Raw genomic sequence first — 13,630 nt, 5'->3', positions numbered from 1 at the left:
CCAGCGGGACGACGACGTCTCACCAAGGAGAGAAGGACATGCGACGTACACGAGCACTCCTGGCCGGCGCGGCGGTGGCGACACTGTTCGCCACGGCCGCCTGCACCACCGACACCCCGACCGACACCGGCGAGGGCGGTGAGACGTCGGCCGAGGAGACCCAGGACAGCGAGGAGACCGGCGGCGCCGACTCCGAGTGGTTCGTCCAGGCGGACTACGACCGCCAGCTCGCGCAGCGCGACATCGAGCCCGAGGGCCCGGCCGACCAGCCGTGGCTCCAGGCGATCGAGCCCGAGTACGTGGACACCGCCGAGTTCGCGAGCGACGGCGGCGACAACACCCTCTGCTTCTCGAACGCCTCGGTCTCCAACCCGTGGCGCGTGACCGGCTGGATCACGATGCAGCAGCAGGTCGACGTCCTCACGGAGGAGGGCGTGATCGGCGAGTTCCGCGTCTCCGACGCCGCGGACGACGACAACAAGCAGATCTCCGACATCCAGGCCTTCGTCGAGGCCGGCGACTGCGACGCGATCATCATCTCGCCGTCCACGACGGCGACGCTCACGCCCGCGGTCGAGGCGGCGTGCGAGTCGGGCAAGCCGGTCATCGTGTTCGACCGCGGCGTCAACACCGACTGCATGGTGACGTTCATCCACCCGATCGGCGGCTACGCCTACGGTGCGGACGGCGCCGAGTTCCTCGTCGACAACCTCGACGAGGGGTCGACGGTCCTCGCGCTGCGCATCCTCCCGGGCGTCGACGTCCTGGAGAACCGCTGGGCCGCGGCCGACAAGATCTTCTCCGAGTCGGGCCTCGAGGTCGTCGGGCAGGAGTTCACGGGCGGTGACGCCGCGCAGATCAAGGACATCGTCACGCAGTACCTGCAGCGCGGCGACGTCGACGGCATCTGGATGGACGCGGGCGACGGCGCGGTCGCGGCCGTCGAGGCGTTCGAGGACGCCGGCAAGCCCTACCCGGTGTTCATGGGCGAGGACGAGATGAGCTTCCTGCGCAAGTGGCAGGACACGGACATGACCGCCATCGGCGCCGTGTACTCGAACTTCCAGTGGCGCACGCCGATCCTCGCCGCGCAGATGATCTGGGCCGGCGAGGAGGTCCCCTCGGAGTGGGTCCTGCCGCAGGAGCCGATCGAGGCCGACGAGCTGGACGCGTACCTCGAGGCGAACTCGGAGATGCCGTCGCTGCACTACGCGAAGTTCGGCGGTGAGGACCTCCCGGGCTTCCCGGAGGCCTGGACCGACCGCTGACCCCGCACCGCCGCGCCCCGGGCTCGCCCGCTCGGGGCGCGGCAGCGCCCGGCCGGAGGCCGACCGGCCGGGCGCCCCGTCGAGAGAGAGATCGAGCAGAGTGGCTCCTTCCCCCGCCCCGTCCCTGCGTCCGAGGCGCCTCGGCGTCAACACCTGGGTGTGGACGTCCCCGCTGACCGACTCCGCGCTGCAGGAGATCGCCCCGCGCGTCGCCGCGTGGGGGTTCGACGTGCTCGAGCTGCCCGTGGAGCAGCCCGGCGACTGGGACCCGGCCCTCGCGGCGCGGGTCCTCGCCGACCACGGCCTCGGGGCGAGCGTCTCCCTCGTCATGGGGGAGGGGCGCGAGCTCGTCGCGACCGACGCGGCGACGGTGCGCACCACCCAGGACTACCTGCGCCACGTCGTCGACGTGGCACGCACGGTGGGCGCCCCCGTCGTCGGGGGCCCGGCCTACGCGTCCGTCGGGCGCACGTGGCGCCTCGGGGCCGCCGAGCGCGAGGCGGCGTACGACGAGCTGGCGAGCCACCTCGCGCCCGTCGTCGACCACGCGGTCGGCGCGGGCGTCGTCGTCGGTCTCGAGCCGCTCAACCGGTACGAGACGTCCCTGGTCAACACGGTCGACCAGGGACTCGAGGTCGTGCGGAGGCTGCCCGCCGAGGGCATCGGCCTCATGCTCGACGTCTACCACATGAACATCGAGGAGACGGACCTGCCCGCCGCGGTCGCGCGCGCGGGCGAGCGCATCGCGCACGTCCAGGTGTGCGCCAACGACCGCGGCGCGCCGGGTACCGACCACCTCGACTGGCCCGCGTTCCTGGCGGCGCTCGACGCGGCGGGCTACGACGGCCCGCTCGTCATCGAGTCGTTCACGGCCGAGAACGCGACCATCGCCACGGCCGCCTCGATCTGGCGGCCGCTGGCACCGACCCAGGACGCCATCGCCGTCGATGGCCTGACCCACCTGAAGGGACTGATGCCCGCGCCGGAGCTCACCCAGCCGTAGTCGTTGCACGACCGCCGGCGCCGGCACGCCGCGGGATGACGCGACCGCCCTGCCCGGGCGACGAGGCCCGGGCCCCGCACGTCATGCCCTGGAGGCACCACACGATGACCGCACGACGACACCCCCGCCGGGGGAGGTCCGTCGCGGCCCTGACCATCGGAGCGCTGGCGTTCACGCTCGCGCCCGCCACGATGGCCACGGCCGACGTCGTACCGACCGCAGAGGACGAACCGAAGGTCCTCATCTTCACCAAGACGACCCAGTTCCGGCACACCGAGGCGATCACGCAGGGCACCCCGGTGCTCGAGGCGGCGTTCGCCGACGCCGGGATCGCGTCCGACCACACCGAGGACTCGACGGTCTTCAACGACACCGACCTCGCGCAGTACGACGCCCTGGTGATGTTCCAGGCGTCCGGCGACCCGTGGAACGCGGACGAGAAGGCCGCGCTCGAGCGCTACCAGCAGGCGGGCGGTGGCATCGTCGCCATCCACAACGCCACGGACATGCGCGGCAACTACCAGTGGTGGGACGACATGATCGGGGCGCTCATGCCCGGTCACGCCGCCACCGGGTCGAGCCCGGGCCTGCCCGGCACGGTCCGGGTCGAGGACACCACGCACCCGTCGACCGAGCACCTGCCGCAGCGCTGGAACCGCGCCGACGAGTGGTACAACTTCTCCGCGAACGTCCGCGGCGACGCCCACGTGCTCGCCACGATGGACGAGTCGACGTACGCCCCGGGCGGGAACGCCATGGGCTACGACCACCCGATCTCGTGGTGCAAGGCGTACGACGGCGGCCGTGCCTGGATGACGGGCATGGGCCACTTCGGCGCGCACTACACCCAGGAGCCCGACTTCGTCCGGCACATCGTCGGCGGCGTCGAGTGGGCCGCGGGCCTGGCCGAGGGCGACTGCGGCGGCACGGACTGGAGCCAGTTCGAGAAGGTCGCGCTCGACACGAACACGAGCGCGCCGTTCGGCATCGACATCGCGCCCGACGGCCGCGTGTTCTACACCGAGCTCGTGCGCGGTCAGATCCGCGTCTACGACCCGCAGACGCAGACCACGTCGACCGCGCTCACCATCCCCGTGTACTCGGGTGGTGAGGACGGCCTGCTCGGGCTCGCGCTCGACAAGGACTTCGCGACGAACGGGTACCTCTACCAGTACTACTCGCCCGTGAGCGACGACGACTCCGACCCGGCCAACTTCGTGAGCCGCGTCTCGCGGTTCACGGTGACGTCCAACGGCCCCGGTGCGACGGTCATCGACCCCGCGTCCGAGGTCGTGGTCATCGAGTTCCCGGCCGGGCGCCTGCCCGACGAGCCGGGTCACACGGGCGGCGGACTCATCGTCGACCCGGTGAGCGGTGACCTGTACATCGGGATCGGCGACGACGTGAACCCGCACTCCGAGCCGTCGGGCGGCTACGCACCGATCTCGGAGCGTCCGGGTCGTCTGCACGACGCGCGCGCGACGTCCGCGAACACGAACGACCTGCGCGGCAAGGTCCTGCGGATCCACCCCGAGGCGGACGGCACGTACTCGATCCCCGAGGGCAACCTCTTCGACGAGGCGGCCGACACGGACGACAAGACGCTGCCCGAGATCTATGCGATGGGCTTCCGCAACCCGTTCCGGTTTACGATCGACCCCGCGACGGGTTACCTCGGTGTGGCCGACTACTCGCCGGACAACGGGTCGGACAACCCGGCGAACCGCGGTCCGGCGGGCATCGCGGAGTGGAACCTCGTCAAGGAGGCGGGCAACTTCGGCTGGCCGCTGTGCATGGGGAACAACGAGCCGTTCCGTGACGTCGACTACCGCACCAGCCCGGTGACGGTCGGGGACTTCTTCGACTGCGACGCCCCGGTCAACGACTCGATCCTCAACACGGGCCTCACGGAGCTCCCCCCGGCGCAGCCGGCGGACCTCTGGTACGGCTACCAGCGCTCGTCGGTGCCCGGCGTGATCAACGCCGGCGGCGGCCTCGCGCCCATGGGCGGCCCGTTCTACCAGTTCGACCCCGAGCTGGAGTCCGACACGAAGTTCCCCGAGTACTACGACGGCAAGCCCTTCTTCTACGAGTGGGCGCGCAACAAGATGTACTCGATCGACCTGAAGGACCCGGAGGCCGCAGCCGGCGTCACGGACGTCGAGAAGGTCAACCCGTTCCTGCCGGACGAGCAGTTCCTCGCGCCGATCGACTCGAAGTTCGGGCCGGACGGTTCGATGTACGTCCTCGACTGGGGCGGCGGCTTCGGCCGTGACAACCCCAACTCGGGCCTGCACCGCATCGACTACGTCTCGGGGTCGCGCTCCCCGTCGGCGACGCCCACGGCGACGCCCGACTCGGGCATCGCGCCGCTCGAGGTGTCGTTCGACGGCTCGGGCAGCTCCGACCCGGAGAACGAGGAGCTCACGTACGCGTGGGACTTCGACGGTGACGGCGAGGTCGACTCGACCGAGGTCGCGCCGACCCACACGTTCACGGAGAACGGCGTCTTCGACGCCCGCCTCACGGTGACCGACCCCGCGGGCAAGACCGGCACCGCGACCGTGCCGATCACCGTGGGCAACACGCGGCCCGAGGTCGACTTCGGCCTGCCGCCGACGGGTGCGTTCTTCAACTTCGGCGACGCGATCACGTGGGACGTCGACGTGACGGACGCCGAGGACTCGCCCGAGGGCGACGCGATCGACGACGAGCAGGTCATCATCCAGCCGGCGCTCGGTCACGACGAGCACGCGCACCCGGCCGAGCCGTTGCGCGGCCGCACCGGCACCGTGCAGACGAGCCTGGGCGGCGGTCACAGCGAGGACATGAACGTCTTCTACGTGATCGACGCGCGGTACACCGACAACGGTGGCGAGGGCGACGTGCCCGCGCTCACCGGCTCGGACACCACGCTCATCTTCCCGAAGAAGCGCGAGGCCGAGTTCCACGCGGCCTCCGAGGGCACGACGACGATCCCGAGCCGTGACGTCGAGGGTGGCGGTTCCGTCGTCACCGGCGCCGACGGTGCGTGGGCGTCGTACGACCCGGTGAGCCTGTACGGCGTGGAGGCGCTCAACCTGCGCGTCGCGTCGGCGGAGGAGGGCACGATCGAGCTGCGCCGCGGCGCGGTCGACGGCGAGCTGCTCGGCACTGCCGAGGTCCCCGAGACGGGCCTGGGCACGTTCACCGACGTGCGCGTCGAGATGACCGACCCGATGGAGTCGTTCACGCTCTTCGTGGTGTTCCCCGGTGCGGGCGAGCGCCGCCTCAACTTCATCGAGGCGGACGGCAAGGCCGTGTCCGACACCACCCGTCCGAAGGTGCGGATCACCGCTCCCGAGGCGGGCGTCCGGCTCGAGCAGGGTGAGATCGCCGTGACGGCCGAGGCCGAGGACACGGAGAACACGGTGACCGAGGTCGAGTTCTTCGTCGACGGCGAGTCCATCGGGACGGACACCGAGGCCCCGTACGAGGCGACGTGGGAGGTGACCGAGGACAACAACTACGAGCTGACCGCGGTCGCCACCAACGACAAGGGCCTGTACACGCGGTCACGCATCGTGGTCGCGCAGGTCGGTGACCTGTTCGCCGGCATGCAGACCTTCACCAACGCCAACGGGACGTTCGAGCAGCTCGCCGAGGGCCGGTACCTCGTCACGTCGGGCGGCGCGAACATGTGGCAGGGCACCAACGAGTACTCGACCATCTACCGCGAGCAGGACGCCGACGAGAACTGGTCGGCGACGGTGAAGATCAACAGCCAGGGCAACTCGAACGGGTCGGCGAAGGCGGGCATCATCGTCCGCAACGACGTCACGCAGACGGGCAGCTCGCAGGGCTACGCCGCTCTCGGCATCCGCCCGTCGAACGGGTTCGAGTGGCTGCGCGGCAACGCGAGCGGGCAGCTCGCGACGTCGACGGGTGCCAGCACGACGAGCTACCCCGCATGGGTGCGGATCGTGCGTGACGGCGACCTGTACACGGCGTACTGGAGCAAGGACGGCGAGAACTTCACGCAGATCGGGGAGCCGCAGGCCCTCCCGGGTGCGGCGTCCGTCCAGGACGTCGGCATGTTCGTCACGGCGCACAGCAGCACCGCGAGGAGCGCCGTGGAGTTCCAGGACTTCGTGTTCGACGACGACCCGGTCACGCCGGAGGAGCCGGGCGACGACGTCCCGCCGCAGTGCCTCGCACACTCGTCGGACGAGTTCGACGGCGACGAGCTCGACGCCCGGTGGACGGTCGTCCGCCAGGCCGAGGGCGCGGCGATCTCCGTCACCGACGGCCACGCCGTCCTGCCGGTCGTGCAGGGCGACATCAACGAGGCGGCGACCGGTCCGATCAGCTACCTCGGTCAGCCGGCTCCTGCCGGCGACTGGACGATCGAGACCAAGATCGAGACCGGGCTCGCACGCGAGTGGCAGCACGCCGGCCTCCTGGTCCACGTGGACGACGACGAGTACACCAAGCTCGCGTTCACGAAGAACCAGAACGGCAACCGCTTCCTCGAGTTCCAGACCGAGACCGGCGGGACCCGTACGTGGCACGGCCAGGCGACCGTCACCGAGGACTTCCCCTCGACGGTCTTCCTGCGCCTGGTCTCCGACGGGTCGCAGATCACCGGCGCGTACTCGGCGGACGGCGAGACGTGGACCGACCTGGACGGGGCCGCCCCGGTCAAGGACGGTGCCACGTTCGGCGTCATGGCCGGCGGGGACACGGCGACGGCAGACACGGTCGCGAAGGTCGACTACGTCCGCGTCAGCGGTGCCGAGCCCGACGACGGCGTGCGTGAGCCGAGCGACGAGTTCGACGGCGACGCCCTCGACGGCTGCCGCTGGGACGCGGTCGTGCGCTACGACTCGTCGAAGGTCGCCATGGCCGGCGGCGAGCTGCGCATCACCACGCAGCCCGGCGACATCAACGGCGTCAACAACGACGACCCGCGCAACGTCGTCCTCCAGACGGCACCGGAGGGTGACTGGGTCGCCGAGACGCGGCTCAAGGCTCCGCTCCTGCACCAGTGGCAGCTCGCGGGCCTGATCGCGTACGCCGACGACGACAACTACGTCAAGGCGGACGTCGTCGCGAAGAACGCACCGGGTGCAGCGCTCAACCTCGGCGCCGAGCTCGTGTCCGAGAAGGGCGCGCAGTTCGGGAACGGCGGCAACCGCCAGCTCGAGATCGCGGACTCCACGGAGTCGGGCTACTGGTACCTGCGCCTCGAGAAGACCGGGGACACGTACCAGGGCTGGGTCAGCGACGGCGGGGTGAACTGGACGTCGCTCGGCGCCCCGGTCACCAACGACGTGCCGCTGACGTCGATCGGCGTCATGGCGATCGGCCCGGAGCAGCAGACGCCCGTCACCGTGGCGTTCGACTGGTTCCGGCTGACCACGGCTGACGAGGAGCCCGAGGTCGCGGTCGAGGTCGAGACCTCGGTCCGCTGCCTGGCAGGCAAGGCGTACGTCGCGGTCCGCGCGACGAACGCCGACGAGGCGGCGGCCGCGATCACCCTGGCGACGCCGTTCGGCACCAAGGAGTTCGCCGAGGTCGCGGTCGGCAAGGCCGCGTACCAGTCGTTCGCGGTGCGTGCCGCGGACGTCGAGGCGGGCACCGTCACCGTCACCGCGACGATCGGGGAGCGGACGGCCACCGTCGAGGTGCCGTACGACGCCCACAGCTGCGGCTGACCCCCGCCGGTGCCGGGCCCGCGCGGCCCGTCACCGGCACCCGGCCTCCCCGGCCGGGCGGGACCCTCAGGACACAGGACGGGAACAGGAATGGCACAGCGAACCTCCTCGAAGCGCTCGACCCCCGCCGGAGCACGTCCGGCGCAGGGTCGACAGGCCGGGTCGGCGCGCACCGCGCCGTCCACGCCCCGTTCCCGTCCTGCCGACCGGGGTGGTGCCGGCCATCCCGAGCCCCGGCCACCGGTGCACGTCCGCGTGCGCCGGTGGTTGCGGGGTGCCGGACCCCGCGGCTGGGCGCTGCTGGGCGCAGGCGTCCTCGCCCTCGCCGCCGTGGTCGTCGTCCTCGTCCTCGCGCTGACGCGGGGCGGCGACGACGGCGCGGACGGTGCGTTCGCCGTCGACCCGGCCCGTGTGGCCGAGCTCGAGGCCGCGGAGGTGGCACGGGACGCCGAGAACCTCACGGCCTCGATCGAGCACGCCCGGCACGTCCAGGCCGAGCTCGTGCCCGTGCTGCACGGCATGCACGCCGTCCTCCCGGTCGACGGCTCGGAGCCGGTCGACGCCTCGTCCGCGGATCTCGCCGCGTGGCATGCGACGGTCGACGGCCTGGTCGACGAGACCGACTCCCTGGCGAGCGGGTCGTCCGAGCACAACATCGTCCGCAACGGGATGCTCACGTCGCTGGAGACGCTCGGCGACTCGGTCGAGGCCCTCGAGCTCGCGGCGACCGCCGACGCGGCGACCGTGGAGGGCCTGCACGCCCTCGCGGGCGACCTGCGCACGCGCGCCGTCGACACGTGGGGCCTCGCCGCGGTCCAGCTCGACCTGCGCGCCACCACCGCGGGCCAGGGGCACGTGCACGTGTTCCTCCCGGTCCACCCCGACGACGCGCTCGACGGCGGTCTCGACACCGGGCACGGCGGCGGTGCCGAGGACGGCCACGACCACTGAGCCTGGGGGCGACCTGCTCAGGCGCCCCGCACCATGACGACGTCCTCGTGGCGCTCGCCGCCCACGACGTAGGCCCGCTCGCCCACGAGCGCGAACCCGTACTTGCGGTAGAACGCCTGGGCGCGGGCGTTGAGGCCGTTCGTGCCGAGCCACACGGTGAGGCCGGGCCCCAGCTCCGCGGCGACCGCGAGCGCCGCCTCCATGAGCGCGCCCGCGGCTCCGGTCCCCTGCGCGTCCGGGTGGACGTAGATCTTCGACAGCTCCACCGTCTCGTCGTGCCCGACGACGGCCGCGACGTCCTCGGCGTCGAGCACCCCGCGGACCAGCAGCGCGTAGCCCGACGGCGCGACCTCGCCCGGGCCGTCCGGCTCCACGAGGAGGAGCGCGTGCGCGGCGCTCGCGGCCCAGCCGCGGAAGCGCTCGGGGGAGAGGTGGGTCGCGACGTGCTCGGCCATGGCCTCGGGCGTGGCGTCGGGCGGGCACGCGAGCGGGAAGGTCAGGGCGGCGAGGGCCACGAGGGCGGGGACGTCGTCGGGCGTCGCGCGCCGCACGCGCACCGCGCGGTCGTGGTGGTCGGTGGAGGTGGTCACGTCGGCCAACCTACCCGTGCCCTCCGCCGTCCTCGGGGACGACGTGGCACGCCCGTGAGGAGCCCTGCCATACTTCGTCATGGCCTTCGGACGACGGACCCGTGACCTGATCCCTGCCCTGATGCTCGGGGTGGCCGTGCTGGGGTCGTGCACCGTCCCACCGGAGCCCACGATCGAGGTCACCGAGGTGGACGGGCCCTTCGCCCCGCTCGACGTCGCGCTCGACGATCTCGCGCCCGGCGCTCCGGTCACGCTCACGGCGACGGCCGTGGTCGACGACGCGCGGTTCCGCTCGCAGGCGACGTTCGAGGTGCCCGACGACGGCCGGATCGACCTCGCGGCGACGGCGCCCACGAGCGGGGACTGGGACGTCGCCGACCCGATGGCGCCCCTCTGGGCGATGCGGGCCGGTTCCCGCCCCGACCCCGCGGCGTGGGACGGGCCGGTCGACGTCGAGCTCGCGGTGACCGACGCCGACGGCGAGCCGCTGGCGACGACGACCGTCGCACGCCCGGGGTCCGCACCCGGCGTCGTGACGCGCGAGGTCACCGACGGCGGGCTCGTCGCCGAGTACGCGGTCCCGGCCGATCTGGACGACGGCGAGCGCCGGCCCGCCGTGCTCGCGTTCGGCGGGTCGGAGGGAGGGCTGGGCAGCGGCGCCGCGTTCGCGCGCTGGCTCGCCGGCCTGGGGTACCCGGCGCTGGGCATCTCGTACTTCCGCGGCCCGGGGCAGCCCGCGGACCTCGAGGAGGTGCCGGTCGAACCGTTCCTCGACGCGCTCGCGTGGTTGCACGCGCAGCCCGAGGTGGACCCGGAGGCCGTCGTGACCTTCGGCGCGTCGCGCGGCGGCGAGATGGCACTGTGGCTCGCGGCCGAGCACCCGGACCTCGTGGGCGGGGCGGTCGCGCCGACGGGGTCCGGGTACGTCGTCTGCGGGTACCCCGACGCGAGCGTCGCCGCGTGGACGCTCGACGGCGCACCGCTCACCGACACGTGCCCGTTCGACGGACCGGACGATCTGGGCCGGGCCGAGATCGACGTCGCGGCGGTCGACGGCCCTGTCGTCCTGGCGTGCGGCACGGCGGACCCCCTCTGGGACGCCTGCGCCTACGCGCGCGACGTCGTGGAGCGCCGCGGACCCGGCACGCCGACGGCGTTCGTGGAGGTCGAGCGCGCGGGCCACTTCGTCGCGTGGGCGCCGTACGTCCCGTACTCCCTCGGAGCGCCCGGCGAGCCCGAGGACGGGGATCCGGGCGCGACGCACGCGGCGCGCGTCGCGCTCTGGGAGGAGGTCGTCGACCTGCTCACGGACCTCGAGGACACGGCATGACCCCGGCGCGGCGCGGCATGATGGGGGAGTGACGCGCATCGACCTCAACGCCGACCTCGGGGAGGGCTTCGGCCGGTGGATCCTCGCCGACGACGCCGCCCTCCTCGGCCTCGTGACCAGCGCGAACGTCGCGTGCGGCTTCCACGCCGGCGATCCGGGCACGATGCGCACGGTCACGCGCGACGCCGTCGCGGCGGGGGTGAGCGTCGGGGCGCACGTCGCCTACCGCGACCTCGCGGGCTTCGGCCGCCGCTTCCTCGACGTGGCACCCTCCGAGCTCGCGGACGACGTCGTCTACCAGCTCGCCGCGCTCGACGGGTTCGCGCGCCTCGCGGGCGACCGGGTCCGCTACGTCAAGCCGCACGGCGCGCTGTACACCGCGATCGTCCGGCACGAGGCGCAGGCCCGCGCCGTCGTCGACGCGGTCCGCGCCTACGACGCCACCCTGCCGCTCGTCGGCCTGCCCGGCTCCGCGGTGCTGCGCGTCGCGGAGGACGCCGGGCTGCCGGTCGTGCGCGAGGCGTTCGCCGACCGCGGCTACCTCCCCTCGGGCGAGCTCGTCCCGCGGGGGCGACCGGGCGCCGTCGTGCACGACCCGGCCGCCGCGGCCGCCCGCGCCCTCGCGATCGTCACCACGGGGACCGTGGAGGCCGTCGACGGCACCACGGTCGCCGTCGCGGCGGACTCGCTGTGCGTCCACTCGGACACCCCGGGCGCGGTCGACCTGCTCGGCGCGGTCCGCGCCGCCCTGGGGGACGCGGGCGTGGTCGTGCGGCCGTTCGCGGACGGCGCGGGGGACCCGCCGTCGTGACGTCCCCGCCGTCGGACCGTCCCAGGGCCGCGGTCCACCCGGCCGCGGTCCACCCCTACGGAGAGGCCGCGTTCCTCGTCGACCTGCCCGACCTGCCCGCCGTCCACGCCCTGCACCGCGCGCTCGCCGACCACCGCCCCGCGGGGGTGCTCGACGTGGTCCCCGCCGCGCGCACCGTGCTCGTCCGGTTCACCGGCCCGGACCGCGCCCGCGCGGTCCACGACTGGCGCCTCGCCGCCGCCGACCGGGCCGCCACCTCCGCGACCGACCCGGCCGGCGTCGCGACGACCCTGGAGATCCCCACCACCTACGACGGCGCGGACCTGGCCGACGTCGCGGCGTGGGCGGGCGTGACCGTCGAGGAGGTCGTCGCCCGGCACACGGCACGGACCTACGACGCCGCGTTCGGCGGGTTCGCACCCGGGTTCACCTACCTCACCGGCGTCGACCCGGTGATCGCCGCACCGCGGCTCGACTCGCCGCGCACGAGCGTGCCCGCCGGGTCCGTGGCGCTCGCGGGCGAGCTCACCGCGGTGTACCCCGCGGCGTCCCCGGGCGGCTGGCGGCTCCTGGGCCGCACGGCCGCGCGGATGTTCGACGTCGACCGCGACCCCCCGGCGCTCGTCGCCCCCGGGACGCGGGTGCGCTTCGTCCCGGTGCGGGCGACCGCCGAGGGTGCGCAGGCCTCGGCAGGGCGCGCACCCGTCGGCGCGGCGGCACGACCGGAGGACCGTGGGCGGGGCGCGAGCCGCGACGGACGGACGCTCACGGTGCTGGCGCCGGGACCGCTCACCCTCGTCGAGGACGCCGGACGCCCGGGGTACGGGGCCGTCGGGGTCGGGGCGTCGGGCGCGGCGGACCGCGGGGCCGCGGGGCTCGCCAACCGGCTCGTCGGGAACGCCCCGGGGGCCGCGCTGCTCGAGGTGACGCTCGGGGGGCTGAGCGTCCGGTGCGACCGGGAGGCCGTCGTCGCGCTCGCCGGTGCGGTCGTGCCGGCACGGGTCGACGGGACCCCCGTCGGGGCGCACACGGCGCTGACGCTCCCCGCGGGAGCCGTGCTACGGCTGGGGACGCCGGCGCAGGGCCTGCGGACCTACGTCGCGGTGCGCGGCGGGATCGACGTGCCGCTGGTCCTCGGTTCCCGAGCGCACGACGTCCTCTCCGGACTCGGCCCCCGCCCGCTGGCCGCGGGCGACGTGGTGCGGGTCGGGCACGACGTCGCCGGCTGGCCGGTCGACGGCCCGGTCGGGGTGCGGTCCGAGGGCGGTGCGCTCCGGCCGGGGGAGCGGTCCGTGCAGCTCGCCGTCCTGCCGGGTCCGCACGACGGCCTGTTCGACGCCGGTGCGTGGCGCGCCCTCGGTGCCCTGCGGTCGGTGCGGGCCGAGAGCAACCGGGTCGCCCTGCGGCTCGACGGGCAGGCGGTCCCGCGGGGCTCCGCCGACGTGCCGTCGGAGGGGCTGGTGCGGGGTGCGGTCCAGGTGCCGCCCGACGGGCGGCCCGTCGTGTTCCTGGCCGACCGCCCGGCGACCGGTGGCTACCCGGTGATCGGCGTCCTGACGCGGGACTCCGCGGACCGCGCGGCGCAGCTCCGACCCGGCGACACGGTGCGCCTGCGCCCGGTGCGGCCACGCTGTGGGCCGGGTCACGGAGGACCGGCTTGACCCTGTCGTTCAGAGCCGCGTAATGTTCTGGACGTCGGCCCGACAGGGAGGAACAGACACCGAGACGGTGGCTGGTCCCGGGGCCGGACCCTCCTCCGCACTACTCAGTCGGCATGACTGTGCGCGCGGAGCGCTCGGACGTCGGTCCCCTCTCGCTCACAGCGAGGTTGAGACGCCTCCGAGGGTCTGGTAGGGTTGAGAAGTTGCCCCAAGCGAGGTTGGGCCCGGGTGGGTCTGGCTGAGTTGGTGTGTGTCGGTTGTTTGAGAACTCAACAGTGTGCTTGTTAGTCAATGCCAAATTTTTGTCCTCGTGGGCATGG

Annotated in this window: 8 protein-coding genes; 7 read left to right on the top strand and 1 reads right to left on the bottom strand. The window is 73.4% G+C overall.

The genetic code is table 11. The annotated features are described in order from the left end of the window. The first annotated feature begins 38 nt into the window (after positions 1-38). The 4 genes from LGQ04_RS15720 to LGQ04_RS15705 all read left to right on the top strand — a co-directional run bounded on the left by LGQ04_RS15720 (position 39) and on the right by LGQ04_RS15705 (position 8,918). Positions 39-1,268 (top strand): substrate-binding domain-containing protein, encoded by a 1,230-nt coding sequence (locus tag LGQ04_RS15720; protein WP_229244912.1) that lies wholly within the window; start codon positions 39-41, stop codon positions 1,266-1,268. Positions 1,269-1,368: 100 nt separating this feature from the next. Then, positions 1,369-2,271: a sugar phosphate isomerase/epimerase family protein gene (locus tag LGQ04_RS15715; RefSeq protein ID WP_229244911.1), complete on the top strand. Its 903-nt coding sequence runs from the start codon at positions 1,369-1,371 to the stop codon at positions 2,269-2,271. A gap of 104 nt (positions 2,272-2,375) precedes the next feature. Next, positions 2,376-7,967, top strand: a complete 5,592-nt coding sequence (locus tag LGQ04_RS15710; RefSeq protein ID WP_229244910.1) for a ThuA domain-containing protein — start codon at positions 2,376-2,378, stop codon at positions 7,965-7,967. Between the two features lie 243 nt (positions 7,968-8,210). Beyond that, positions 8,211-8,918: a hypothetical protein gene (locus LGQ04_RS15705; protein WP_229244909.1), complete on the top strand. Its 708-nt coding sequence runs from the start codon at positions 8,211-8,213 to the stop codon at positions 8,916-8,918. A gap of 17 nt (positions 8,919-8,935) precedes the next feature. Here LGQ04_RS15705 and LGQ04_RS15700 read toward each other — a convergent pair whose 3' ends face one another. Then, the gene (locus LGQ04_RS15700; protein WP_229244908.1) at positions 8,936-9,508 is read right to left on the bottom strand and encodes a GNAT family N-acetyltransferase; all 573 of its coding nucleotides are present in this window, start codon (positions 9,506-9,508) and stop codon (positions 8,936-8,938) included. Positions 9,509-9,587: 79 nt separating this feature from the next. Between LGQ04_RS15700 and LGQ04_RS15695 the strand changes: the two genes are divergently transcribed. From LGQ04_RS15695 to LGQ04_RS17855, 3 genes are read left to right on the top strand one after another with little or no spacing between them, the layout of a single operon-like run. Further along, positions 9,588-10,838: an acyl-CoA thioesterase/bile acid-CoA:amino acid N-acyltransferase family protein gene (locus tag LGQ04_RS15695; protein WP_229244907.1), complete on the top strand. Its 1,251-nt coding sequence runs from the start codon at positions 9,588-9,590 to the stop codon at positions 10,836-10,838. Between the two features lie 28 nt (positions 10,839-10,866). Continuing rightward, positions 10,867-11,649: a LamB/YcsF family protein gene (locus LGQ04_RS15690; RefSeq protein WP_229244906.1), complete on the top strand. Its 783-nt coding sequence runs from the start codon at positions 10,867-10,869 to the stop codon at positions 11,647-11,649. Further along, positions 11,646-13,310 (top strand): 5-oxoprolinase subunit B/C family protein, encoded by a 1,665-nt coding sequence (locus LGQ04_RS17855; protein ID WP_229244905.1) that lies wholly within the window; start codon positions 11,646-11,648, stop codon positions 13,308-13,310. Before LGQ04_RS15690 ends, LGQ04_RS17855 begins: the two co-directional genes overlap by 4 nt. Positions 13,311-13,630 lie beyond the last annotated feature (320 nt).

Origin of the sequence: Cellulosimicrobium marinum (assembly GCF_020551945.1) — a bacterium.
In the GTDB taxonomy this organism is placed as follows: domain Bacteria; phylum Actinomycetota; class Actinomycetes; order Actinomycetales; family Cellulomonadaceae; genus Cellulosimicrobium; species Cellulosimicrobium marinum.
Note: the sequence above shows the minus strand (reverse complement) of the source record. Positions and strands in the feature narration are given on the sequence as shown.

Excerpts from the sequence above, each read along its gene's own strand:
- LGQ04_RS15720 (WP_229244912.1), top strand. The coding sequence starts at position 39 with ATGCGACGTACACGAGCACTCCTGGCCGGCGCGGCGGTGGCGACACTG.
- LGQ04_RS15710 (WP_229244910.1), top strand. The coding sequence starts at position 2,376 with ATGACCGCACGACGACACCCCCGCCGGGGGAGGTCCGTCGCGGCCCTG.
- LGQ04_RS15695 (WP_229244907.1), top strand. The coding sequence starts at position 9,588 with ATGGCCTTCGGACGACGGACCCGTGACCTGATCCCTGCCCTGATGCTC.